26 protein-coding genes and 3 rRNA genes are annotated in these 26,018 nt (G+C 39.2%); 1 reads left to right on the top strand and 28 read right to left on the bottom strand.

What is annotated here, in order from left to right; genetic code table 11:
• Positions 1-13 precede the first annotated feature (13 nt).
• From MHH85_RS20385 to metG, 13 genes are all read right to left on the bottom strand, one after another.
• Positions 14-973, bottom strand: coding sequence for a ribose-phosphate diphosphokinase (locus tag MHH85_RS20385; protein WP_038179251.1), 960 nt, complete (start codon positions 971-973; stop codon positions 14-16).
• Between the two features lie 22 nt (positions 974-995).
• On the bottom strand, positions 996-2,366 hold the full coding sequence (glmU, locus tag MHH85_RS20380) for a bifunctional UDP-N-acetylglucosamine diphosphorylase/glucosamine-1-phosphate N-acetyltransferase GlmU (protein ID WP_340708329.1): 1,371 nt from the start codon (positions 2,364-2,366) through the stop codon (positions 996-998).
• A gap of 477 nt (positions 2,367-2,843) precedes the next feature.
• Complete coding sequence (gene spoVG / locus MHH85_RS20375; protein ID WP_053418378.1) at positions 2,844-3,140, bottom strand: septation regulator SpoVG; 297 nt, start codon at positions 3,138-3,140, stop codon at positions 2,844-2,846.
• A gap of 276 nt (positions 3,141-3,416) precedes the next feature.
• The gene (locus tag MHH85_RS20370) at positions 3,417-3,791 is read right to left on the bottom strand and encodes a RidA family protein (RefSeq protein WP_053418379.1); all 375 of its coding nucleotides are present in this window, start codon (positions 3,789-3,791) and stop codon (positions 3,417-3,419) included.
• 17 nt (positions 3,792-3,808) lie between these two features.
• The gene (purR, locus tag MHH85_RS20365; protein ID WP_038179243.1) at positions 3,809-4,621 is read right to left on the bottom strand and encodes a pur operon repressor; all 813 of its coding nucleotides are present in this window, start codon (positions 4,619-4,621) and stop codon (positions 3,809-3,811) included.
• Between the two features lie 56 nt (positions 4,622-4,677).
• Entirely contained in the window at positions 4,678-5,544 is an 867-nt protein-coding gene (ispE, locus tag MHH85_RS20360; RefSeq protein ID WP_193737860.1) for a 4-(cytidine 5'-diphospho)-2-C-methyl-D-erythritol kinase, read from the bottom strand.
• Between the two features lie 237 nt (positions 5,545-5,781).
• Complete coding sequence (locus tag MHH85_RS20355; RefSeq protein ID WP_053418381.1) at positions 5,782-5,964, bottom strand: small, acid-soluble spore protein, alpha/beta type; 183 nt, start codon at positions 5,962-5,964, stop codon at positions 5,782-5,784.
• A 129-nt stretch (positions 5,965-6,093) separates the two neighbouring features.
• Positions 6,094-6,357 carry a biofilm formation stimulator Veg gene (gene veg, locus MHH85_RS20350; RefSeq protein WP_038179237.1) on the bottom strand — a complete coding sequence of 88 codons (264 nt, stop codon included), beginning with the start codon at positions 6,355-6,357 and terminating at the stop codon, positions 6,094-6,096.
• 157 nt (positions 6,358-6,514) lie between these two features.
• On the bottom strand, positions 6,515-7,396 hold the full coding sequence (rsmA, locus tag MHH85_RS20345; RefSeq protein WP_053418382.1) for a 16S rRNA (adenine(1518)-N(6)/adenine(1519)-N(6))-dimethyltransferase RsmA: 882 nt from the start codon (positions 7,394-7,396) through the stop codon (positions 6,515-6,517).
• A complete protein-coding gene (gene rnmV, locus MHH85_RS20340; RefSeq protein WP_340708328.1) occupies positions 7,389-7,955 on the bottom strand; it encodes a ribonuclease M5 in 567 nt (188 codons plus the stop codon). Before rnmV ends, rsmA begins: the two co-directional genes overlap by 8 nt.
• A gap of 178 nt (positions 7,956-8,133) precedes the next feature.
• On the bottom strand, positions 8,134-9,183 hold the full coding sequence (locus tag MHH85_RS20335; protein ID WP_340708327.1) for a 3D domain-containing protein: 1,050 nt from the start codon (positions 9,181-9,183) through the stop codon (positions 8,134-8,136).
• Between the two features lie 130 nt (positions 9,184-9,313).
• Complete coding sequence (locus tag MHH85_RS20330; protein ID WP_340708326.1) at positions 9,314-10,084, bottom strand: TatD family hydrolase; 771 nt, start codon at positions 10,082-10,084, stop codon at positions 9,314-9,316.
• A gap of 341 nt (positions 10,085-10,425) precedes the next feature.
• Positions 10,426-12,393 (bottom strand): methionine--tRNA ligase, encoded by a 1,968-nt coding sequence (gene metG, locus MHH85_RS20325; protein ID WP_340708325.1) that lies wholly within the window; start codon positions 12,391-12,393, stop codon positions 10,426-10,428.
• Positions 12,394-12,744: 351 nt separating this feature from the next.
• Between metG and MHH85_RS20320 the strand changes: the two genes are divergently transcribed.
• Positions 12,745-13,023 carry an AbrB/MazE/SpoVT family DNA-binding domain-containing protein gene (locus MHH85_RS20320; protein ID WP_038179230.1) on the top strand — a complete coding sequence of 93 codons (279 nt, stop codon included), beginning with the start codon at positions 12,745-12,747 and terminating at the stop codon, positions 13,021-13,023.
• Positions 13,024-13,168: 145 nt separating this feature from the next.
• Here the strand turns inward: MHH85_RS20320 and rsmI are convergent, their stop codons facing one another.
• The 15 genes from rsmI to recR form a co-directional block, all read right to left on the bottom strand.
• Entirely contained in the window at positions 13,169-14,041 is an 873-nt protein-coding gene (gene rsmI, locus MHH85_RS20315; protein WP_340708324.1) for a 16S rRNA (cytidine(1402)-2'-O)-methyltransferase, read from the bottom strand.
• The gene (locus MHH85_RS20310; protein WP_193737867.1) at positions 14,038-14,301 is read right to left on the bottom strand and encodes a GIY-YIG nuclease family protein; all 264 of its coding nucleotides are present in this window, start codon (positions 14,299-14,301) and stop codon (positions 14,038-14,040) included. The genes rsmI and MHH85_RS20310 overlap by 4 nt, the downstream gene beginning before the upstream one ends.
• Positions 14,285-15,034 carry a tRNA1(Val) (adenine(37)-N6)-methyltransferase gene (locus MHH85_RS20305; RefSeq protein ID WP_340708323.1) on the bottom strand — a complete coding sequence of 250 codons (750 nt, stop codon included), beginning with the start codon at positions 15,032-15,034 and terminating at the stop codon, positions 14,285-14,287. Before MHH85_RS20305 ends, MHH85_RS20310 begins: the two co-directional genes overlap by 17 nt.
• Before the next feature lie 65 nt (positions 15,035-15,099).
• Positions 15,100-15,465 (bottom strand): DNA replication initiation control protein YabA, encoded by a 366-nt coding sequence (gene yabA, locus MHH85_RS20300; RefSeq protein ID WP_193737869.1) that lies wholly within the window; start codon positions 15,463-15,465, stop codon positions 15,100-15,102.
• Positions 15,466-15,487: 22 nt separating this feature from the next.
• On the bottom strand, positions 15,488-16,306 hold the full coding sequence (locus MHH85_RS20295; protein ID WP_193737870.1) for a PSP1 domain-containing protein: 819 nt from the start codon (positions 16,304-16,306) through the stop codon (positions 15,488-15,490).
• Entirely contained in the window at positions 16,299-17,303 is a 1,005-nt protein-coding gene (gene holB, locus MHH85_RS20290; RefSeq protein ID WP_340708534.1) for a DNA polymerase III subunit delta', read from the bottom strand. Before holB ends, MHH85_RS20295 begins: the two co-directional genes overlap by 8 nt.
• Before the next feature lie 67 nt (positions 17,304-17,370).
• Complete coding sequence (locus tag MHH85_RS20285) at positions 17,371-17,808, bottom strand: YaaR family protein (protein ID WP_053418393.1); 438 nt, start codon at positions 17,806-17,808, stop codon at positions 17,371-17,373.
• Positions 17,809-17,827: 19 nt separating this feature from the next.
• Positions 17,828-18,157 carry a cyclic-di-AMP receptor gene (locus tag MHH85_RS20280; protein ID WP_193737872.1) on the bottom strand — a complete coding sequence of 110 codons (330 nt, stop codon included), beginning with the start codon at positions 18,155-18,157 and terminating at the stop codon, positions 17,828-17,830.
• A 72-nt stretch (positions 18,158-18,229) separates the two neighbouring features.
• Complete coding sequence (tmk, locus tag MHH85_RS20275) at positions 18,230-18,856, bottom strand: dTMP kinase (protein WP_193737873.1); 627 nt, start codon at positions 18,854-18,856, stop codon at positions 18,230-18,232.
• A gap of 754 nt (positions 18,857-19,610) precedes the next feature.
• Positions 19,611-19,726, bottom strand: a 5S ribosomal RNA gene (gene rrf / locus MHH85_RS20270).
• A 63-nt stretch (positions 19,727-19,789) separates the two neighbouring features.
• A 23S ribosomal RNA gene (locus tag MHH85_RS20265) occupies positions 19,790-22,719 on the bottom strand.
• Positions 22,720-22,903: 184 nt separating this feature from the next.
• Positions 22,904-24,456 (bottom strand): 16S ribosomal RNA (locus MHH85_RS20260).
• The 16S, 23S and 5S rRNA genes sit together here, the layout of an rRNA operon.
• Before the next feature lie 387 nt (positions 24,457-24,843).
• Entirely contained in the window at positions 24,844-25,122 is a 279-nt protein-coding gene (locus tag MHH85_RS20255) for a pro-sigmaK processing inhibitor BofA family protein (protein ID WP_038181008.1), read from the bottom strand.
• Between the two features lie 59 nt (positions 25,123-25,181).
• Complete coding sequence (locus MHH85_RS20250) at positions 25,182-25,397, bottom strand: YaaL family protein (RefSeq protein WP_081730036.1); 216 nt, start codon at positions 25,395-25,397, stop codon at positions 25,182-25,184.
• A gap of 17 nt (positions 25,398-25,414) precedes the next feature.
• Entirely contained in the window at positions 25,415-26,011 is a 597-nt protein-coding gene (gene recR / locus MHH85_RS20245; protein WP_038181014.1) for a recombination mediator RecR, read from the bottom strand.
• Between the last annotated feature and the right edge of the window lie 7 nt (positions 26,012-26,018).

The following is a 26,018-nucleotide window of genomic DNA, read 5'->3' as shown; positions in this document are numbered from 1 at the left end:
ACATTTACCATTATTAATCGAATAAAGTACTTACTGATTTGTTCTCGTAGATTCTTACAATTGCATCAGCTAATAAAGTTGCAACAGATAGTTGTTTAATTTTCGGTGATTTTTTCTCATCCGGTAATTGGATAGAGTTTGTAATCACTAATTCTTTTATTACAGAGTTATCAATGCGCTCGATAGCTGGCCCTGATAATACAGGGTGTGTACAGCAAGCGTAAACTTCTTTAGCGCCTGCTTTAACTAACGCGTCAGCACCAATTGTAATTGTACCTGCCGTATCAATAATATCATCGATTAAGATTGCAACTTTACCATCAACACTACCAACAATATTCATAACTTCTGCAACGTTTGGACGTGGACGACGTTTATCGATTATAGCTATTGGAGCTTTTAAGCGATCAGCCATTTTACGTGCACGTGTTACACCACCGTGGTCTGGTGATACGATAACAACGTCTTCTGATTTGAAGCCTTTTGCTTTGAAATGATCAGATAATAGCGGTACACCGATTAAGTGATCCATTAAGATGTCGAAGAAACCTTGAATTTGTGGAGCATGCAAGTCAAGAACGATTGCACGAGTAGCTCCTGCAGTTTCTAGTAAGTTAGCCACTAATTTAGCCGTGATTGGTTCACGTGCACGTGCTTTACGATCTTGGCGAGCATAACCATAGTAAGGTAATACTACGTTTACTGTGCGCGCTGAAGCACGTTTCACGGCATCAACCATAATAAGTAATTCCATTAAGTTTTCGTTTACTGGAGCTGAAGTAGACTGTACGATAAATACGTCACAACCACGAATACTTTCCTCAATATTAATTTGAATTTCTCCGTCACTGAAATGTTTAACGGAGCATTTTCCTAGCTCGACACCTACTTCTTTAGCAATTTCTTCAGCTAATGGTATATTCGAGTTTAATGAAAAGATTTTTAACTTTGAGTTGGCATATTGATACGGCATGATGGCCTCCTGGTAATTTTAATTATTTTAATTTTAGTTTGGTAACATAATTATCTTTGTTTTCTTGTCTAGAACGTGCAATTGCTAGTGCGTCAGCGGGTATGTCTTTTGTAATTGTTGAGCCAGCTGCTACAAATGAGCCTTTTCCTACCGTTACGGGTGCAACTAAATTAGAGTTACAACCCACAAAAGCATTATCTTCAATCACTGTTTTAAACTTGTTTTTACCATCATAATTGACAGTAATAGTACCGCAACCTATATTGACCTCAGTACCTACTTCAGCATCTCCTAAGTACGATAGGTGAGACACTTTACTACCATTATCTATCTTTGTTTTCTTCACTTCAACGAAGTTTCCAATTTTCACATGATCGCCCAGATCAGAATCTGGACGGATATGCGCAAATGGACCAACAGCTGTATCCTCACCGATGACGCTTTCACGTATTACAGAAGAATGGACAGTCGTACGATTTCCAATACGACTATTTTGAATTTGGCTATTTGGACCAATGATGCAATCTTCTCCGATGCTAGAAGCACCTTCAATGATAACTCCAGGTTGGATGACTGTGTCTCGACCAATTTGTGCATCAACACTTATATATGTGTTATTAGGGTTAATAATCGTCACCCCATTACGCATATGTTGTTCGTTAATTCTAGCACGCATTGTTTCTTCAGCTTGAGATAAAGCAATACGGTCGTTAACACCAAGCGTTTCAGCAAAGTTTTCAGTTACATATGCTGCAACTACTTCACCTTGTTTTTGTAAAATTTCAATGACGTCAGGTAAATAGTATTCACCTTGTGCATTATCATTTTTCACAAGTTTCAACGCAGCAAATAACGCTTTATTATCAAAGCAATATGTGCCAGTGTTGATTTCTTTTACTTGTCGTTGTTCAGGTGTTGCATCTTTTTGTTCAACAATTTGAGCAACCTGTTGATCTTTAGAGCGAAGAATTCGACCATAGCCAGTAGGGTCTTCAGCGATAGCAGTTAAAATTGTTGCTTTTGCATGATTTGACTCATGATGCTCGAACAACGCTTTCATTGTTTCGGGGCGAATTAAAGGTGTATCCCCACAAATAACAATCGTTGTGCCTTCTAATTCTCCAAGGATCGGTTCCACCTGTTGAACTGCATGTGCAGTACCAAGCTGTTCAGCTTGTAATACATACTCACTTTTTTCACCAAGTTGTTCCTTTACCTTTTCGGCACCATAACCTACGATTGTTACTATACGTTCTACATCTAATGTTTGAATATGATCAACTACATGTTCAACCATTGGTTTTCCACAAACCGGATGAAGAACTTTATATAATTTGGACTTCATACGCGTACCTTGGCCAGCAGCCAGTATAACGGCATAAACATTCGTCATTTCGCAAGTCCTCCATTTTAGCTGATTTTCTCTTTTGACTATAAAGCAAATTTAGTTAATTTTCAAGACTTCCTCACTTGACAAAACTATGACAAACAATTTATTATTAAAATCTTTTGTTTTTTTATAAAAAAATTCCAGTAGCTATACTTTTAAGTAAAAACAAACTTTTTAATTAACAGCCTCCCAATAAAAAGCCACATTCAAATAAACTTTCCTAATCTGTCCCCTTTACTCCTTTATATATATGCCTAAGAAATAAATTAAGTGTAAAGCTCAAAAACGAGGAATTTTTGATACTAACTCTTTCATATAATTTCCCATTTTGTAATATTACCAGTATGTAAATCTATCAATTATTTCTTACCTTTGTATGTTTCAGATTCCCACTCCTCTATTTACTAAACTAGCAAACGAAAAGGTTTGATATATACAAAAAAGAGCCCATTCAATATGAATAGGCTCTAAATTTACGGGTTATTGAATTTCTTGGTGTTCTTCATAAACCGTCGCATCTTCATCACTCGACTCTTCATAAGCCTTAAGTACAGCTTCTTGAATCTTCGTACGAGTTCCAGAATTAATCGGATGTGCAATATCACGAAATTCTCCGTCTGGAGTGCGCTTACTAGGCATTGCTACGAATAGCCCTGCGTTACCATCAATGACTCGAATATCATGCACTACAAATTCGTTGTCAAGTGTGATGGAAGCAATGGCGCGCATACGTCCATCAGTTTGTACACGACGTAATCTTACATCTGTAACTTCCATTCTCTCACCACCTCTCATCTAAGATGCCAAAATGACTCTATCTACTTTATTCTATGTAAATTTATAGATTCCTTCTTTTTCCTTATTTATTTTTTAAAAATTTAGAATGTTTACAATCCTATTGTACATTAGTTACTAATTGTCTTTAATTCACATATCTATTACGTCCAATTTTTACAAACAAAATGATTATAGACAAAAAAAAGACTATCAATAAGCTTACTAGCTCATTGATAGTCTTTTTATATTTCATCGTTTCTTAAAACTACTCTTTACTTAGTCAATTACTGCAATGACTTCAATTTCTACTTTTGCATCTTTAGGTAGACGCGCAACTTCTACTGTTGTACGAGCAGGTTTATGCTCTCCGAAGTGTGCAGCATAAACTTCATTCATCGCTACGAAGTCATTCATATCTGCGATAAATACTGTTGTTTTAACTACTTTTTCTAAAGAAGTGCCCGCTTCTTTAAGAACTGCTTTTAGATTCTCAAAAACTTGGTTTGTTTGTTCAGTGATGTCACCATCTACAAACTCTCCGGCTGGTGTTAAAGGAATTTGACCTGAGCTATAAAAAACATTATTTAAAATCATACCTTGTACGTATGGGCCAATTGCAGCTGGCGCATTTTTTGTTGCTACTACTTCCATCTTTCATTTCCACCCTTCTAAAAATAGTTTCCCTCACTTAAAGCAATTGTACGATCCTTTTCATTCACTTCTTTTAATTTTACAAGTGAATAATAATCATCTACTAAGCGCTCGTCTAGATGTTCTGCCTCTACTAACACAGCGATGCCAGCTAGTGTACAGTCGAATTCTTCTAGCAAGTTTTTCATGCCATTCATTGTACCGCCAACTTTCATAAAGTCGTCTGTAATAAGTACACGTTGGCCACTTTGCATGCTACGCTTTGATAGCACCATCGTTTGAATACGACGCGACGATCCAGATACATAGTTAATACTTACAGTGGAGCCTTCTGTTACCTTGTTATCACGACGTACTACAACTACAGGTACATTCAAATGTCTCGCAATAGCATGGGCAATTGAAATACCTTTTGTTGCAACTGTCATAATAACATCAATTTCTTTATCGCAAAATGCCGAAGCAAATACTTTTCCGACGCGATTCATTAATTCGGGATTACCGAGTAAATCTGTCATAAATAAGTATCCACCTGGCAATAGTCGATCTGAATGACTTAACTCTTTTAAGAGCTCTTGCATAACTTCTTTAACAGCCTCTTCTGGCATTTTAGGAATATATTTCACTCCCCCAGCAGCTCCTGGAACAGTCACAAGAAGGCCAATCCCTCTTTCCTCAAATGTATCTTTAACAATCGATAAATCCTCACTAATAGAAGATTTGGCCGATTGATACAATTCTGCGAAAAACGTTAGAGGGATCAACTGCTGTGGATGCTCCAATAAATAATGCGTCATGTCTACAAGACGTTCGCTACGCTTCCATTTCATGAAATCCTCTCCTGAACACGAATGATTTATACAAAAAATACCACAATTATACGTATTTAATCAAGGGAATCGCGATCTCCAAGCATACGAATTGCATATACTTCATCACAAAAGCCTCTTAATCCATTGTAAATACGACTTACACGAGCCTCATTCTGCACGAGGCCAAACACCGTTGGACCGCTACCACTCATTAATACGGCATCCGCTCCAAAACGCTTCATTTGTTCTTTAATCACTGCTACTTCTGGATGTAATTTTAATGTAACCGTTTCTAGTACATTCCCTACAGTATCACAAAGTAATTCATAATCATCCTCTTCAATGGCTTGAATCATCTGTTGTGTATTCGGATGGACAACATCATCCATGTTTAAACCACCATAAACAGCCGCTGTTGAGACACCAATAGTTGGCTTAGCTAATACTACCCAGCAACTTGGAGGCGCTGAAATCGCCTGTATACGCTCTCCTCGACCTGTTGCAAGTGCAGTGCCACCGTAAACACAAAAAGATACATCAGAACCAATTTTAGCTCCTAATTCTGCGATTTCATCCATAGTTAGGTTTAAATTCCATAATGTATTTAAACCTTTCAAAGTTGCGGCAGCATCGCTACTACCTCCAGCTAGTCCAGCTGCTACTGGAATATGTTTATCAATAGTAATAGATACACCCTTATCTATATTGTATGTATCTTTTAATAACTTAGCTGCTTGATAAGCTAGGTTTCTTTGATCATCAGGTACAAAGCGATCTGTCGAATGAATTTTAATAAGCCCATCTTTTCTACTTCTAAGGCCGACTCTATCAGCGAGATCAACCGTTGTCATAATCATCTCTACTTCATGATAACCATCGGGACGTTTGTAGAGTACATCTAATGTTAAATTAATCTTGGCAGGTGCTTTTACGTAAAGCATAACGCTGCCCCCTTCCTAGCAGGTTTTTATACAAAAAGCGATTCTATTATTCGTGCTTTTTTCACTGATTATTATTCTACCACAGGAAGACCTTTGTAAATAAGCTTCTACCTTTCCAATCGGGAGATTTTTATGCCTATAAACCTTTATATTAAAAACGAAAAGCTACCTCACAGTTGAAAGCTCAAGCTGTGAGGCAGCCAATTGTCAGTTCATCAATTTTGGACAATCATCAATCTACTTTGTTTTTGCTTCTTCAGCTAATTGCTGTTGTGCCATTTCGATTGCTCTTTTGACCATATTACCGGCATCTCGTGATTTGATCCCGCCCCATCCTTCTCGCTCTACTACATCGTAAAATCCAAGGTCTTTTGCGATTTCTTCTTTCAAACGATCCGACATGATACGTTTTCTCGCCATTCGAAATTCCTCCTTAGATGACTGACTGTTATAGTATGTTCAATAAAAAAACAAAAACACTCATAAAATATTCTTACGCAAAGAATACGTTACAAGTGTCCGAAAAAAAATATTCGATTATAAATGCACTTACTTGGCAATGACCAATTCTTTGATGTCATCGTCAAATGTAATCTCTACTGCTTCTGTTAAAATATCTGTGTAGCTGTAAGAAACTCGCTCAAAGGCGTTTTCATCTTGATCAAGATCAACTACAAATACTGCGCGATATGTTTCACGTAATATTCCAGCGCGCTCAACCGTTTTCTTGCGACCACCGTTTGCTTTTAATTGCAAACGTCTACCCAAATGACAATCTAACGACTTCTTAATGTCGGCTAAAGTTTTTGGCATTTTCGCTTACACCTCACTATAAACCATTATACATGAGGATGTTTAATTCGTCAAGTTAAATAAATTATTTTATCAATCCATCTTAGTGATGTCAATTGTTTTTTATTCGAAAATCTATATTTTTTTTACGAGTGTGCTAAGAATGTAACAGAAACGTTTATTGACGGAAGGTAGGATAAAGTGCATCAGCCAATTGACCAAACTCAATAATAGACAAAGTTTCACCACGGCGAGTTGGATCAATACCACACTCAGCTAGTGCTTCCAGAATTTTTTCTTTCTTTTCTTTACCTTTTGGTAACTGCGATTGTAAGTTATTTAATATTGTTTTACGACGTTGCGCAAAAGAACTTCTCGATACTTCAAATAAGAATTCTTCATCGATTACATGCACTGGTGGCTCTGCATGACGAGTTAGGCGAATAACAGCTGAATCTACATTCGGCTGTGGCATGAAGACAGTTTTCGGTACAGTCATCACTACTTCAGCCTTCATATAATATTGGATAGCAATCGAAAGTGAACCATACGCCTTTGTACCAGGATTTGCAGAAATACGATCTGCCACTTCTTTTTGCATCATCACAACCATACCGCGTATAGGTAATTTTTCCATTAATAATTTTAGTAAAATTGGAGTTGTTACGTAATAAGGTAAATTTGCTACTACCATAATGTCTTTATACTTCGCAAACTCCGAACTTAACTCCTCAGCTACATTCGCTTTTAAAATATCCGAATGAACAACTTTCACATTATCATATGGGCTTAATGTATCTTCTAGAACTGGTAATAAACGTTGATCAATCTCAAATGATACAACCTGGCCTGCAGAGCGAGCTAAATGCTCTGTCAGAGCACCTATACCTGGACCAACCTCAATTGCCACACTATCTTCTGTTAAATCAGCGTAGCTCACAATGTTACGAAGAATATTAGGGTCAATTAAAAAATTTTGCCCTAAACTTTTTTTGAATGAAAAACCATATTTCTTTAAAATCTCTTGCGTGCGTAAAGGCGTTGCAATATCTTTATGCATTTTGTTCCTCCTGATTTATCTGTGCAATCGCTTCACCGAATTGCTCTAAAGTTATTTGAAACATTTGTAATCGCTTGTGCAATTGTTTGCCGTTAGTTGAACCTATATTTAATAACTCACCTAAACGTTCTCTACGTGCCTTCGCATTAGGATGTGACAGTAGTTGAGCTACGATTAAATCATCTAATGTGATAATCTGCACGTCCTCTGATGCCACTCTAGGTGTATAAACGTTTGAGAGGGCATAACGGATATCACCGTCTTTTGCATGTTCTATACCAAGACTTTTTCCGTTTTTAGCAATAGTTTTCTTTTTCGGCAAAAACGCATGTTTTACATCTGGCACTCTTTGTTCAATAATTGCCCGAATACGTCTCCCTGGATAATCCGGATCCGTAAAGACGATAACTCCCCTTTTTTCTTGGGCATGTTGAATTCGTCGTAGAACTTCCTCTGAAATAGCAGAACCGTTCGTTTCGATTGTATCTGCATGAACAGCCCGTTTAATTGCTGTCGTATCATCTTTTCCTTCAACCACAATAAATTCTTTTATTTCCACGGATACCTTATCCTCTTTTCTAAAACGTCCTTTGACTATTTTACTGCTATATTACTTATATTGTACAGTAGCTTAAGTAAGAAGGCTCGTTTTCAATCAGTAAGACTGTCCCTATAAAAAAAGCTTTCCCTACAATTGCAAGGAAAGCTTTTCATATCTATATGTTAAACGACATGTATTAGTTTAATACCTTTATTTTAACTCTTTTGCGACCCCAATTATAAACAGATTGCTTATTTGAAATAAAGACATCGATCTTGTTGCCTTTAATTGCGCCGCCAGTATCCCCAGCAACCGCATAACCGTAATCTTCTACCCAAACTTTAGAACCTAATTTAATAACCTTAGGATCAACAGCAATTACTTTTATATTTGGATTCTTGCGTAAGTCGATACCTGTAGCGGTTTTACCAGAACAACCATTACAGAAAGCAGTGTAAGCTGTAGCTGTTACATACATAGTTCGACCACTAGACGGCTCATCTGAACGAGATGGTGTCTTAGGTTTTGAAACTTTTTTAATTGATGTTAAATATTTTGATGAAACATAACCCGTTTTACTTTTATATTTCACCTTATACCAAGAGCCTTTTTTGCCTTTGTACGTCACTTTTTTACCTTTAGGAATCGTCAGAAGCACTTTATATTTTGTGCTTGCACCTTTTCGTAAATTAAGACGACCTTTAGTTTTATAGGTTTTGGCTTTGCTAACTTGTGTAATTTTCATGTTACTAACGTCAGTTGTGGAGCCTTTAGAGCCTTCCACCACATCGGTGACTTTTTGTACTCGAACATCATCAAAAGCCGTTGTGTTAGGTGTTTTAGCTAGCGCCTTAGTATTTTGTTGAGCGCGTCCTATCTCGCCTGACTCAACTATTGGTTGCTTTAAAAAGTCAGCGACCGTAGTCGAAGTGGTTCCTGCTATCTTGTTGCTACCATCACCTTGGATGGTTAAATTTAATGCCTGTTCATACGAATTTGTATTATTAGTTTTAAAATTCGTATTCACTGAGGTTTGTATTATATCATTGTCAGATGCTTTAACACCAACAATATTGTTTTGTGCTGTAACTTCTCGATGATCACCGTTTACCACGGCTGTATTTGTACTTTCGAATAAATTCGAAGCTACGAAAGCAATTACTAGTGCGATTGGTAATACCATCATCACTGTTTGCTTATTCCTCAATGATCTTGAGAACAGGTTTTTCATGGAATTTTTTGTCATGAAAAACGCCTCCTTATCACTCGTTGGATTATATAGACCTTCTTTTTAGCTGTCAACACCTAAGGTTTTTACCTAATTTTGACAACTAAGCAAGTTTTCCTATCCGAAGTAAGGGAGGCGACCTTGCATTTTATTTCGTAATTTTATAAAAACGGTGGGCATTGGCAGTTGTTGCCGATGCTACTTCTTCTACCGATATTTCCTTTAGGCGCGCTATTTCTTCCGCTACTAGCGGTACTAAAGATGGCTCATTTCTTTTACCTCGATGTGGGTGAGGTGCCAAGTAAGGAGCATCCGTTTCAATCATCAAATACTCAAGTGGAATTTCTGTTGCAACTTCTTTTGGTTTTTTTGCATTTTTGAAAGTAACGGGACCACCTAAGCTAATCATGAAATTCATGTTAATACACTCTTTTGCAATTTCTACACTTCCGCTATAACAATGCATAACTCCACCCGTAATTTCTGCATGTTCTTCTTTCAAGATGCGCACACAATCTTCTGTTGCATCACGATTATGAATGACAATTGGTAAATCCAATTTTTGTGCTAATCGAATTTGTTTACGTAATAATTCCTGTTGTATTTCCTTTGGAGATTTATCCCAATAATAATCAAGTCCTGTTTCACCGATTGCAACTACCTTTGGATGAGCTGCTAATTCCTCAATCCATTGTAAATCCGCTTCTGTGCAGTCAATTGCATCTACAGGATGCCAACCGATTGCTGCGTACAAAAATGGATATTCATCAATTAATTTCATCGCCTTCTTAATTGTTGGTCTGTCAAAACCTACGACAACCATCTCTTTTACATCAGCATCTAATGCGCGTTGGATCACTTCTTGTATATCCTCTTCGTATTGGTCAGCATTCAAATGCACATGTGTATCGATAAACATCGTCATTCTCCTCACAGTAGTTTTATTTTAGACAAAGAACAGATTTCAGAGTTGTCATTTATATTACAATTTGATTACAAGGCTCTCTGGATTATTTCATTAACCATTAAAAGGGATATTTATAGGTATTAAAATTTCACTGTGTTATTTTTATACTAATAACAGATCCCTGAAATGCAGTTCCACAAAAAAATATCATATCCATAAATAGAACCAAGAGCCTACTATTTCATACAGTAGGCTCTTGGTTTTTCAGTAAACTTAAGAAAAATCGCGATATTTAGGGAAATTTAGACTTCCTTCATTATCAATAAGATGATTCTTTAGTTGTTATTAAATTTTTATTTTACTTTTGCGCCGTTTTCTAGTTTTTCATCGACAGTCGCTAAAGTTAAAACACCATCTTTACTTCCTGCCAAAACCATACCTTGAGAAAGTTCACCACGAAGTTTTACTGGTTTTAAGTTAGCAACAACGATTACTTTACGCCCAACTAATTCTTCCGGTTTGTAATACTCAGCAATACCTGATACAACTTGGCGTTGCTCATATCCTAGCTCTAATTGTAACTTTAATAATTTATCTGCTTTTGGAATTTTTTCGCATGCAATGACAGTTGCAACACGAAGATCCACTTTCATGAAATCTTCAAAAGAAATTTCAGGTACATCTTCTTCTTTTTTTGCTACAACATCTTTTTTAGGCTCTTCAATTGGCTTAACTGAACCTTGCATTTGTTCTCGAATATAGCCAACTTCTACTTCATTATCTAGACGAGGGAAAATTGGCACACCTTTTTCAATGACTTTTTTACCAGATGGTATTGCACCAAATGTATCTAGTGTATCCCAAGCCAATAATTCTTCATCTAATCCAAGCTGTTCCATAATTTGCTTTGGTGCAATTGTCATAAATGGTTGAATCATAACAGCTATTTGTCGTAAGCTTTCTGCTAAATTAGCCATTACAGTTGCTAATTGACCTTTTAGTGCTTCATCTTTTGCTAATACCCATGGTGCTGTTTCATCAATATATTTGTTTGTACGTGAAACTAATGCCCATATGTCAGAAAGAACTACACTAAATTGCATTTTTTCCATGTTTTCTTCATATTTCACTTTTGTATCCGTAGCTTGTGCGATTAATGCTGCATCAAATTCTGTTGGTTCTAAACCTTCAGTTGGTATATGTCCATCGAAATACTTGTTCATCATAGAAATAGTACGGTTTAATAAGTTACCAAGGTCATTAGCAAGATCAAAGTTTGTACGTTCGACAAATGATTCAGGTGAGAATACCCCATCTGATCCAAATGGTAGCTCACGTAGTAAGAAGTAACGTGTTGCATCTAATCCATAACGCTCAACTAACATCTCAGGATATACAACATTACCTTTAGATTTCGACATTTTACCATCTTTCATCATAATGAAACCATGTGCAAATACTTTTTTAGGTAATGGTAAATCTAAAGCCATTAAGAAGATTGGCCAATATATTGTATGGAAACGTACTATATCCTTACCAACTACATGTACATCTGCTGGCCAGTACTTTTTAAATAATGTATCGTCATCAGATAAATAGCCTAACGTTGTAATATAATTTGTTAAAGCATCAACCCATACATAAATAACGTGCTTTGGATCTCCTGGAACTTTAATTCCCCAGTCGAAAGAAGTACGAGAAACAGATAAATCTTCTAAACCAGGTTTAATAAAGTTATTAATCATTTCGTTTTTACGAGACTCTGGTTCGATAAATTCAACATTATCCTCATAATATTTCAAAAGGCGATCAGCGTATTTCTTCATATTAAAGAAGTACGATTCTTCTTTTACCTTATGAACAGGACGACCGCAATCAGGACAGTTACCATTGTCCAATTGTGACTCAGTAAAGAATGATTCACATGGTGTACAATACCAACCTTCATATTCCCCTTTGTAAATATCACCGTTGTCTAAGAATTTTTGGAAAATCTTTTCGACAGCGTCTGTATGTCGTTTTTCAGTTGTCTGGATAAAATCATCATAAGAGATGTCCATTAACTTCCAAACGGATTTTGCTGATTCAGCAATTTCATTTACATATTGCTGTGGTTCTTTGCCAGCCTCAGCTGCTTTTTCTTGAATTTTTTGCCCGTGCTCGTCCATGCCCGTTTGGAAACGTACGTCATATCCTCTCAAACGTTTATAGCGTGCGATCGTATCAGAAGCTACAGTTGTATATGCAGTTCCAATATGAAATTTACCACTAGGGTAATAAATAGGTGTTGTTATATAGAATGTTTTCTTTTGATTGTCCACGAAAACTTCCTCCAGTGTTCTACAGTATACTTTCTATTCTAACCAAGTACGAAAAACCTTTCAATCAAAGTTTATTAAATGACTTTTTGACGAAAAATGTCGAATATTACATTTCGAATTCAAGATACTTAAATATAGCAAAAAACTCATGCTATTTATGCATTTTCGAGGAAATTAATCAAATTCGTATGTAAATTCTACTTAAAGAACGGAATATATTTGAAATAAAATATCATTTTTCAAACAAAAATAATTGACGTTTATGGCATTAGTTGGTATGATATTCAACAGACACAGAATATATGTCGAAATTTGACGAAAAATCATAATAATATAGGAGGAATTCTTGTCATGAAATCTACTGGTATCGTCCGCAAAGTTGATGAATTAGGTCGCGTGGTTATTCCTATCGAACTTCGCCGTACTCTAGGCATTGCAGAAAAAGACGCTCTTGAAATCTACGTTGATGATGATAAAATCATCTTAAAAAAATACTTACCTAATATGACTTGCGCTGTAACAGGCGAAGTATCTGATGATAACTTCCGTCTTGCTGGTGGTAGCTTAATCCTAAGCCCTGAAGGCGCTGAAATCCTTGTAAAAGAAATCCAATCTAAATTAACTAAATAATTTAGAGGATTTAATTATATTCGAGTAACAAGTTATACAATAACAAATAGATTATTACCTATCTTGTTTTTCAAATGTGATTTCATATATAGAAAACATCCGAAATATTCGCCATTTCGGATGTTTTTTTAATTAATAGACCTTATTATTCCACATGATAGGCTTGATACACTTCTCGCTTTGCAAGACCTCTTACTTTTGCCACTTCTTTTATAGCATCTTTAGAAGATAGTTGCTGTTCTTCTATTAGCTTATTTATGTGATCGACAACCGTTAGCTCATCCCACCAAGTTGCTTCCTCTTCTTCATCAGCATTTACATTACCTTCTAAAACAATACAAAATTCTCCGCGAATTTCACTTTCAATTGCCCACTCTAAAGCTTCATCAATTGTACCTCTTAAAAACTCTTCAAATTTCTTAGTCAATTCGCGTGCTAAAACAATCCGACGATTACCCAGAATCGTTTGCATATCCTTTAATGTATCTTTCAAACGGTGAGGAGCTTCATAAAATAGAATCGTCTCTTGTCTCTTACTCAAATTTTCTAAAGCTTCTTTTCGTTCCTTCTTTTGACGACTCAAAAATCCATAGAAGAAAAATGGTTGAGGAATTAAACCTGAAGCAATTAAAGCGGTGATAGCCGCATTAGCACCAGGTATCGGTACGACCGCAAAGTCTTCGTCAATTGCCTTTGCAGCAATATCTGCACCTGGATCTGAAATACACGGTAGCCCTGCATCACTTACTAATGCTACTGTTTTACCTTCACGTAAATAATTAAGAAGCTTTTCACCACCATACTCTTTGTTGTGGTCGTGGTAACTAACAAGAGGTGTAGCAATTTCAAAGTAGTTACAAAGTTTCTTAGTATTACGCGTATCTTCTGCTGCGATGACATCCGCTTCTTTTAGGATACGAATAGCTCGCATAGTCATGTCTTCTAAATTGCCAATAGGTGTAGCGACTAAATATAAGCAACTCGTATTTTCATGCATGGTACTTTTTTGTGATTTCACAGTTTTCCGCTCCTTATATGGTCGATCTTCTGTTTACGTGTTAATTGTTTAAATGCGTATTCAGCTCGCATCGCTTCTTGCTTTGTCTCGTATTCTTCAAAGTAAATGCAACGTACAGGTAAACGTGCCCTCGTATACTTGGCACCTTTTCCTTGATTATGCACACCAAGTCGATGTTCTAAATCATTTGTATAACCTGTATAGTAAGTCCCATCACCACATTCTAGTACATACATGAGATGTTTATTGTTCTTTTCCATATAGCATCTCTCTCACTTCAGCTGTATATTCACCATCTTCTCCATATACATAAAGTGGGGGTAAAACCTTTAGATCTGGCTTGCCATCTTTAATTCCTTCTATTAATAATGTATTCGCTTCTTTACCAGCTTTCGGATAAACAAAGCGGATGCGTTTGGGCTCTAATCGATTTGCACGCATCGCCGTTATAATATCAAGTAAACGACTCGGGCGATGGACAAATGCTACCTTTCCACCCTGCTTTAACAATTTGCTTGCGGAAAAAATCATTTGATCTAATGTTAAATGGATTTCATGTCTAGCAATCGCGACATGCTCCTTCAAGTTTTTATCACTCGCTTCATGCGCAGGGAAATAAGGTGGATTACATGTCACAACATCATACTTTTCTGCGCCTAATACAGATGCAATTGTCTTCACATCACCTTGCATAATCTCAATTTGTTGTTCTAATTTATTGTAATGAACACTTCTATTGGCCATATCAACAAGACGACTTTGCAATTCTACGCCAGTAATATGCGCTTTTGTCCGAGCACTCAAGAACAAAGGAATAGCTCCATTACCAGCACATAAATCAACAAGCTTTCCCCTTTGATACGGTACATTCACAAACTTTGCAAGTAACACTGCATCAAGAGAAAATGAAAACACCGACGGACTCTGGATAATGCGTAATTCCTCTGCTAAAAGATAATCAAGTCTCTCATCTTCTTTCAACCACTGTTCCATATAATTACCTCCAACATAGCAAAAGACTGACCTCCACTTTTTAAGAAAATGGAATCAGTCTTTGTTTAGCCGTTTTGTTTATTTAAAAATGATAGGCAGAATAAACAATCCTCGCCTTTACGTGATCCTCCAAAATGGACATGACATACATGGTATCCTTCATGATAAAGTCGTGCCAAGTTATCATAACCTTCACCGACATCAAGGATTTCTACTTTTTTCGCCGAAACGTCTTTAATAACCTTCCCCTCAGGTTTAGAAGAGAGTACTTCCTCTAGACGTGTGCGAAGATGACGATTCTCCATTTGGAGTGTTTGATGCTCTTCCATCATGAGTGCAACGAATTTCTTCAGTGCCTCAAATTGTTTTTGCATCGATTCTAGCTGTTGTTCGAACTCCATAACAGTATCTAAGAAATTACGGTCCTCCACTCAAGCCACCTCATTATTTCCACTATTGGACAGAACTTTTTTCGTGTTGTAAAATTTCTTCCAATGTATAATCCAAAATACGTTGTTGCTCAGAAAGCTCTACTTGTAGCACGCGTTCTAATATATTCATACCTACTACTTTTCCACTACCATCTGGTGTTGTAATTACAGCACCAATATCAGGCATTTGCTCTCTTGCTTCTTCATACTCGTCGTTTTCATATTTCAAGCAACACATTAAACGACCACATAACCCTGAAATTTTAGAAGGGTTAAGCGATAAGTTTTGATCTTTAGCCATTTTTATAGAAACTGGCTCAAAATCACCTAAAAATGTAGAACAACATAACATTCTTCCACACGGACCTATACCACCAAGCATCTTCGCCTCATCTCTCACACCAATTTGGCGAAGTTCAATTCGTGTGCGGAAAATAGCAGCTAAATCTTTTACTAACTCTCTGAAATCTACTCGACCTTCCGCTGTAAAATAAAAAATAATTTTATTGCGGTCAAATGTATATTCAACATCAACTAATTTCATTTCTAGTTCATGTTCTGAAATTTTTTCTGTTGCCGATTCAAAAGCACGTTTAGATTCTATAGCATTTTCATCAACCTGGAATCGATCGCGTTCATCAGCTGGACGTACGACTTGCTTTAATGGTAGTACAACATCGCTTTCTCCTACTTGTTTCATTGGAACAACAACTTTGCCATACTCAATACCACGCGCAGTTTCGACAATCACATATTGACCCTTACTTAATAAAAACTCCCCAGGATCAAAATAATATATTTTACCCGCCTTTTTAAAGCGGACACCAACTACATTATACAAAGGATTTTCCCTCCTGCAGATTCAGCATAAGCTGCTCCATCATCAGCGTTCGGTTCATGTTGCGCTGTAATTGCTGACGAGCTTGTAATATCGCTTGTAACTGCGTCGATAAACGAGCATATGTCGTCTGCAATGCAACTTTCTTCCAGTACGATAACCAATCCGGATACGTACACACTGCTTCGGGATTTGCTTTAATCGCAACAATGTCACGAAATGCAAATAGCAGTAAATCTAATGCCAACTCCATTTGCTCTTTCTCTTTAAATAGCGGCAGCCAATCTTCATGTACTGATAACATAGATTCATGCACATTAGTAAAGGTTGCTTCAACCAATTTTAACACTGTTTTTCGGGCCTGCGCAAACTCATCTTCTTTTGATAGAGAAAAAGCTTCCTCTAAATCACTTGTTACCATGCTTACCGTAGCAGCCATTGAAAGCGTAATTCCCTCTGCTACAAGCTCTTTAATCATAGAGTCCTTCGATATTCCCTGAAACTTTATATGTTGGCAACGTGAACGAATAGTCGACAACATAGCATTTATATTATCTGTAATGAAGATTGCCGTCACAATACCTTCAGGCTCTTCAAGAAATTTTAATAATTTATTGGCAGATTGCGGATTTAGACGGTCAGCCTCATGAATGACATATACCTTCCGCCCTGCTTCTAAGCCTGTCTTATTCATTTCATGTAACAAAGCCTCTATGGCTGCTACTTTAATAAATTGACCATCCGGGTATATTTGGTGGAAATTTGGGTGATTTCCTGATTTAATACGCTGACAATTTCGACATGTTTCACATGGAACATTTTTCCGAGGTTCCTCACAAAACATTAATTGCACAAAGAAATGCATTATAGCTTCAGTTCCAGAGCCTTTTCCACCTTCAAATATGTAAGCATGACCCAGTCTTTTTTTATCGAAAATTGTTTGGAGCTGCTTCATCACTACAGGTTGTAATTTCAGTAGCTCTTCAGCTGTCTGCACCATCATTCATCACCTTTTCATTGTTTGAAAAAATCCCGTGCTCCGGGGTTCCGAAAGGCACGGGGTTTATTTACGTATATAAGTTGATTAACAACCCTTTAATTTCGCCTATTTTACTTAATAAGTCAACGGAGTCTTTCTCCTGGTCTAAAATGTCCTCTGTCAATTCGATAAGCTTTTCATCAATTGTTGATACAACCTTCAATCGTCGACCTTCACCAAAACGATTCCATGTATGCGATTGTTTAAGCTCCATACCATAATCAACTGCCTCTTGTAAGAAGCGTTTTACAAGCATTTTAAATTTAGCTAAGTCACGTAAATTACGAGATTTGGCAATGCGATCGCCAGCTGTTGAAATATCACCTAATAGTCTTGTTAGTTGCTCTGTTTGCAATCGCTGCCCCTGCTTCACTACCACATCACCAAAACGTGTTACAGGTTGATGATTTTGTAGCGGCTGACGTGATTGATCTAAGCCAGTTCGTAAGTCTTGATTAATTTTCAATTACCAGTCGCCTCCATTACTAGAAATGGTGGAACTGTTCAATCGGTAATACGAAAACTGTAGCTCCCCCAACCTCAACTTCTACAGGATATGGGATATACGAATCCGCATTCCCACCCATCGGTGATATTGGTGCTACCATTTGCTCACGAGCACGACAGTTATCACGAATGATATCTAAAGCTTTTGGAACCAATGAATCGTCAGTACCTATAAGGAATGTTGTATTTCCTGAGCGCAGGAACCCTCCAGTACTTGCCAATTTTGTTGCACGAAACTCATTTTTCGTCAAAGCGTTTGAAAGACGGTTACTATCCTGATCTTGTACAACTGCTACAACTAATTTCATCGGCACTCACCCCTTAATTAAATAGGTTCTTTAAATAATTATAACACAAACAAGCTAATTTCTTCATTTTCTTTATAATTCATTTTTCAAAATTTCCCAAACACTCTCCACTACTTCATCTAAACTTTTACTTGCATCTATTATACGAAAACGTTCTGGATTTTGATCGGCTAATATTTTATAAGCTTCACAAACTTTTGTATGGAATGCTAAACTCTCCACATCTAAACGGTTTATTTCACGTTCACTATGCGCATTAATTCGTGCAAGGCCCACTTCTGGTTCTAGATCAAATAATATCGTCAGATCAGGCATTCTATCCCCAATAGCAAACTCATTGATAGAACGCACCCCTTCCATCCCAAGACCTCTAGCATGTCCCTGATAAGCTAATGATGAATCAATAAAACGATCACATAAAACCGGGATGCCTAAAGCTAAAGCTGGTTCTACCTTCTCCGCAAAATGCTGGCTGCGAGCAGCTGCATATAATAGAGCCTCCGTACGTGCATCCATTGCTGTATGGGCAGGATTTAAAATGATATCGCGAATCTTTTCAGCTATTTCGTTGCCTCCAGGTTCACGGGTTGCAACGAACTTCTTGCCCTCCCTTTCTAGCCTTTCAACAACCATTTTCAAAACCGTAGTTTTCCCTGCTCCTTCTGGTCCTTCAAATGTTATAAATAAATTTTTCTTCATTATTATATGTTCCTCCGATAACGGATTAGTTTCGATTAATTTCGATTTACTCTATTATACAATATCTATTCATAAAACCCGTCACTCATTCGTAATTTCACCAATCAAAAAGTCCAATTAAACATTAGATAGATTTTAAAAACACGATGTTCCATATTTTGGAACGCCCATAAATTACTCTTCATTTTTTAAGGAGATGAAAATCTTTTACTCATAGATAATACAAATACTATCATATTGTTTAATCCATAATGCAATGGGTATTTTAATAACCTTCTATATATAATGTATTAAAACAAGCAATTATTATTCTCAATTAAAATAGACAAAATCACTAATCTTTTTCTAAAGATGAAACCATTCAATTCCCCCGACCAAATTATACATATTACACTAATGCATTATATTAGTCTTTTAAGACTCAATACCACTAATTGAAATGTTTTAAACAAACAAAAAAGCTTTAAGCGAATTTATAATCGACTTAAAGCTACTCTTTTAACATATTACTGGGTGGTATAGCCCCATCAATAATAACGGCGAACCTTGTCATACCTATTGTTGGTTCACCTGTAATGTATAATACTAAGTTCTTTATTTCTTTTTCGTTCATTAATTTTTTCTGTAGGACTAGAAGATTCAAAACTTCTTCTAATTAAATCGCTAAGGCTATCGTAACAGTCTATTTGATAAATCTATTATATTTTTCAAAATCAAAAAAGCACAACTGATTAAATCAGCTGTGCTTTAATGTGCCTAGCAACGTCCTACTCTCACAGGGGGAAACCCCCAACTACCATCGGCGCTAAAGAGCTTAACTTCCGTGTTCGGCATGGGAACGGGTGTGACCTCTTTGCCATCATCACTAGACTATATTAGAGAACTTGTTCTCTCAAAACTGGATAAATTACATTGAAGTTAGTTAAGTAAAATTTGGTTAAGTCCTCGATCTATTAGTATTCGTCAGCTCCGTATGTCGCCACACTTCCACCTCGAACCTATCTACCTCATCGTCTTTGAGGGATCTTACTTACTTGCGTAATGGGAAATCTCATCTTGAGGGGGGCTTCATGCTTAGATGCTTTCAGCACTTATCCCGTCCACACATAGCTACCCAGCGATGCCCTTGGCAGAACAACTGGTACACCAGCGGTGTGTCCATCCCGGTCCTCTCGTACTAAGGACAGCTCCTCTCAAATTTCCTACGCCCACGACGGATAGGGACCGAACTGTCTCACGACGTTCTGAACCCAGCTCGCGTACCGCTTTAATGGGCGAACAGCCCAACCCTTGGGACCGACTACAGCCCCAGGATGCGATGAGCCGACATCGAGGTGCCAAACCTCCCCGTCGATGTGGACTCTTGGGGGAGATAAGCCTGTTATCCCCGGGGTAGCTTTTATCCGTTGAGCGATGGCCCTTCCATGCGGAACCACCGGATCACTAAGCCCGTCTTTCGACCCTGCTCGACTTGTAGGTCTCGCAGTCAAGCTCCCTTATGCCTTTACACTCTACGAATGATTTCCAACCATTCTGAGGGAACCTTTGGGCGCCTCCGTTACTCTTTAGGAGGCGACCGCCCCAGTCAAACTGCCCGCCTGACACTGTCTCCTACCCCGCTAAGGGGCATGGGTTAGAAGTTCAATACATCTAGGGTAGTATCCCACCAACGCCTCCTCCGAAGCTGGCGCTCCGGAATCTCTGGCTCCTACCTATCCTGTACAAGATGTATCAAAATTCAATATCAGGCTACAGTAAAGCTCCACGGGGTCTTTCCGTCCTGTCGCGGGTAACCTGCATCTTCACAGGTACTATAATTTCACCGAGTCTCTCGTTGAGACAGTGCCCAGATCGTTACGCCTTTCGTGCGGGTCGGAACTTACCCGACAAGGAATTTCGCTACCTTAGGACCGTTATAGTTACGGCCGCCGTTTACTGGGGCTTCAATTCGCACCTTCGCTTGCGCTAAGCACTCCTCTTAACCTTCCAGCACCGGGCAGGCGTCAGCCCCTATACGTCACCTTACGGTTTTGCAGAGACCTGTGTTTTTGCTAAACAGTCGCCTGGGCCTATTCACTGCGGCTCTCTCGGGCTTTCACCCTACTAGAGCACCCCTTCTCCCGAAGTTACGGGGTCATTTTGCCGAGTTCCTTAACGAGAGTTCTCTCGCACACCTTAGGATTCTCTCCTCGACTACCTGTGTCGGTTTGCGGTACGGGCACCTTTTACCTCGCTAGAGGCTTTTCTTGGCAGTGTGAAATCAGGAACTCCGGACATACGTCCTCGTCATCACAGCTCAACGTTATAGAAATGGGATTTGCCTCATTTCACGCCTCACTGCTTGAACATGCATAACCAACAGCATGCTTACCCTATCCTACTGCGTCCCCCCATTGCTCAAATGGTAAATAGGTGGTACAGGAATATCAACCTGTTGTCCATCGCCTACGCCTATCGGCCTCGGCTTAGGTCCCGACTAACCCTGAGCGGACGAGCCTTCCTCAGGAAACCTTAGTCATTCGGTGGACGGGATTCTCACCCGTCTTTCGCTACTCATACCGGCATTCTCACTTCTAAGCGCTCCACCAGTCCTTCCGGTCTGACTTCACAGCACTTAGAACGCTCTCCTACCACGGACATCTAAGATGTCCATCCACAGCTTCGGTGAATTGTTTAGCCCCGATACATTTTCGGCGCAGCGTCACTCGACCAGTGAGCTATTACGCACTCTTTAAATGATGGCTGCTTCTGAGCCAACATCCTGGTTGTCTAAGCAACGTCACATCCTTTTCCACTTAACAATTACTTTGGGACCTTAGCTGGTGGTCTGGGCTGTTTCCCTTTTGACTACGGATCTTATCACTCGCAGTCTGACTCCCGTGCATAAATCACTGGCATTCGGAGTTTGTCTGAATTCGGTAATCCGGGATGGACCCCTAGTTCAAACAGTGCTCTACCTCCAGGATTCTCTATCACGAGGCTAGCCCTAAAGCTATTTCGGAGAGAACCAGCTATCTCCAGGTTCGATTGGAATTTCTCCGCTACCCACACCTCATCCCCGCACTTTTCAACGTACGTGGGTTCGGGCCTCCAGTAAGTGTTACCTTACCTTCACCCTGGACATGGGTAGATCACCTGGTTTCGGGTCTACAACCACATACTCATTCGCCCTATTCAGACTCGCTTTCGCTACGGCTCCGTCTTCTAAAACTTAACCTCGCATGTAATCGTAACTCGCCGGTTCATTCTACAAAAGGCACGCTATCACCCATTAACGGGCTCTAACTACTTGTAGGCACATGGTTTCAGGATCTATTTCACTCCCCTTCCGGGGTGCTTTTCACCTTTCCCTCACGGTACTGGTTCACTATCGGTCACTAGGTAGTATTTAGCCTTGGGAGATGGTCCTCCCAGATTCCGACGGAATTTCACGTGTTCCGCCGTACTCAGGATACACTCAAGAGAGAATGAACTTTCAACTACAGGGCTGTTACCTGCTCTGGCGGGCCTTTCCAGACCGCTTCGTTTAACTCATTCCTTTGTAACTCCATATAGAGTGTCCTACAACCCCAAGAGGCAAGCCTCTTGGTTTGGGCTATTCCCGTTTCGCTCGCCGCTACTCAGGGAATCGATTTTTCTTTCTCTTCCTCCAGGTACTTAGATGTTTCAGTTCCCTGGGTCTGCCATCAAGACGCTATGTATTCACGTCAAGATACTGCTCCATTACGAACAGTGGGTTCCCCCATTCGGAAATCTCCGGATCAAAGCTCACTTACAGCTCCCCGAAGCATATCGGTGTTAGTGCCGTCCTTCTTCGGCTCCTAGTGCCAAGGCATCCGCCATGCGCCCTTAATAACTTAACCTAAAAGTTAGTTATTAAGCCTAAAAAACTTAATAATAAAAAATGTGTTACTTAATTTGCTTCAATGTCGTTTTATCCAGTTTTCAAAGAACAAGGTTTTGAAGATCATTTTACAATGAGCCTTCAAAACTGAACGCAAGACGTTAATCGACAGATCCAAGATCTGTTTCCGTAATTATCCTTAGAAAGGAGGTGATCCAGCCGCACCTTCCGATACGGCTACCTTGTTACGACTTCACCCCAATCATCTATCCCACCTTCGGCGGCTGGCCCCATAAAGGTTACCTCACCGACTTCGGGTGTTACAAACTCTCGTGGTGTGACGGGCGGTGTGTACAAGGCCCGGGAACGTATTCACCGTGGCATGCTGATCCACGATTACTAGCGATTCCGGCTTCATGTAGGCGAGTTGCAGCCTACAATCCGAACTGAGAACGATTTTATGAGATTAGCATACCCTCGCGAGTTAGCGACTCTTTGTATCGTCCATTGTAGCACGTGTGTAGCCCAGGTCATAAGGGGCATGATGATTTGACGTCATCCCCACCTTCCTCCGGTTTGTCACCGGCAGTCACCTTAGAGTGCCCAACTAAATGATGGCAACTAAGATCAAGGGTTGCGCTCGTTGCGGGACTTAACCCAACATCTCACGACACGAGCTGACGACAACCATGCACCACCTGTCACCAATGTCCCCGAAGGGAAAACTCTATCTCTAGAGCGGTCATTGGGATGTCAAGACCTGGTAAGGTTCTTCGCGTTGCTTCGAATTAAACCACATGCTCCACCGCTTGTGCGGGCCCCCGTCAATTCCTTTGAGTTTCAACCTTGCGGCCGTACTCCCCAGGCGGAGTGCTTAATGCGTTAGCTGCAGCACTAAGGGGCGGAAACCCCCTAACACTTAGCACTCATCGTTTACGGCGTGGACTACCAGGGTATCTAATCCTGTTTGCTCCCCACGCTTTCGCGCCTCAGTGTCAGTTACAGACCAGAAAGTCGCCTTCGCCACTGGTGTTCCTCCAAATCTCTACGCATTTCACCGCTACACTTGGAATTCCACTTTCCTCTTCTGCACTCAAGTCTCCCAGTTTCCAATGACCCTCCACGGTTGAGCCGTGGGCTTTCACATCAGACTTAAGAAACCACCTGCGCGCGCTTTACGCCCAATAAATCCGGACAACGCTTGCCACCTACGTATTACCGCGGCTGCTGGCACGTAGTTAGCCGTGGCTTTCTAATAAGGTACCGTCAAGGTACGTTCAGTTACTAACGTACTTGTTCTTCCCTTACAACAGAGTTTTACGATCCGAAAACCTTCATCACTCACGCGGCGTTGCTCCATCAGACTTTCGTCCATTGTGGAAGATTCCCTACTGCTGCCTCCCGTAGGAGTTTGGGCCGTGTCTCAGTCCCAATGTGGCCGATCACCCTCTCAGGTCGGCTATGCATCGTTGCCTTGGTAGGCCATTACCCCACCAACTAGCTAATGCACCGCGGGCCCATCTAGTAGTGACAGCCGAAACCGCCTTTCAGCATTTTGCCATGTGACAAAATGGATTATTCGGTATTAGCCCCGGTTTCCCGGAGTTATCCCAATCTACTAGGTAGGTTGCCCACGTGTTACTCACCCGTCCGCCGCTAAATCAGAAGAAGCAAGCTTCTTCATCATTCGCTCGACTTGCATGTATTAGGCACGCCGCCAGCGTTCGTCCTGAGCCAGGATCAAACTCTCCATAAAAGTAGTTTGAAAGCTCATTAGCTTTGCTAGCGTATCATCCGAAGATGATATCTATTTTTGTTTTGATCCACCAACAGAGTTGATGTTCAAAAACACTTATTGATTAACGTCTTGCATGTTCAGTTTTCAAGGTTCATTGTGTTGTGCCGACGTCTAGTCGACTTATAATATTATATCAAGATAACATTTCGTTGTCAACAACTTTTTAAAATTTCTTTTTAGTTATTGTCCTGATAAGTCGCTTCATTTCTGTAGCAACCTTTATATTATATCAACCTCACTTCTCAGTGTCAACAACTTTTTTGAAGTTGTTTTAAAGTTGATGTGTTACTTAAATTAGCAACCTAACTAATATAACACGCTTTAGAAGCGTGCGCAAGTGCATTTTTAAAAAAAGTTATAGTAGATTGAAATTGCTAATACAGAGGCTACTCCTGGTATACCTAATAGCGCAACCAACAAGCTAGAGAAAAAGTTAATAGGAACAAACAATCCTGCAAAACCTAATAAATAGTGTAGCGCAAACAATAGTACAAAAGAAAATGCTATACGGAACCAAAAAATTGATAACCACTCAATTGCTTTACCCCAGTGTTTTCTCGTTCTCATTAATAGGAAGAAAAAAAACAACACCCCTACGAAACCAACAATCGGTTTCCACATCATATATATCCAACTCCTTTTAAGATAGTAGTGAAATATATGATTGGGATGCTGTTTTTAATTCATTTTCTTAATAAGATTTTTCGAATACGCGCTTCTTTAAATAGATAGAAGTGTTTACTTTCGGCAATTTTACGCTGCGCGATTGTATCTAGATCATAATCATCTAGCAAACCTTCAATTTCTTGCGTCTGCTGCCAATCTTCTTTAGTTTCTCTCATAAGAACTACTAACTTCTCATCAAACTCTTGACGTAGCTTTTGTTTACGAAAAAACATCATGTTCGCCCCTTACTTTACAGTTCACGTCTTCCTTCTAACGCTTTTGATAAAGTTACTTCATCCGCATATTCCAAATCGCCACCTACAGGTAAACCATGAGCTATACGAGTTGTACGTATACCCGACGGTTTCACTAAGCGCGAAATGTACATTGCAGTAGCTTCACCTTCTATAGTAGGGTTTGTAGCTAAAATCAATTCTTGTACTTGATCATCTTGCAATCTTTTCAATAAAGTAGGTACATTAATGTCTTCTGGGCCTATGCCATCCATCGGTGAGATTGCACCATGAAGTACATGATATAGACCGTGATAGTCACGCATTTTTTCCATGGCAATCACATCTTTAGGATCTTGAACAACACAGATAGTCGAAGCATCACGTTGTTTGTCCTGACAAATATGACATGGATCCACATCAGTAATATGGCCACAAACTGAACAATAAGTTAAGTTGCGTTTAGCATCGACTAACGCCTTTGCAAAAGATAGAACGGTATCTTCTTTCATTGTTAACACAAAAAACGCCAGACGAGCCGCGGTTTTCGGCCCGATACCTGGCAATTTCATAAAACTATCGATTAGTTTTGATATCGGTTCAGGGTAATGCATATCAATT

It is taken from the genome of Viridibacillus sp. FSL E2-0187 (assembly GCF_038006425.1).
GTDB lineage: Bacteria > Bacillota > Bacilli > Bacillales_A > Planococcaceae > Viridibacillus > Viridibacillus arvi.
Note: the sequence above shows the minus strand (reverse complement) of the source record. Positions and strands in the feature narration are given on the sequence as shown.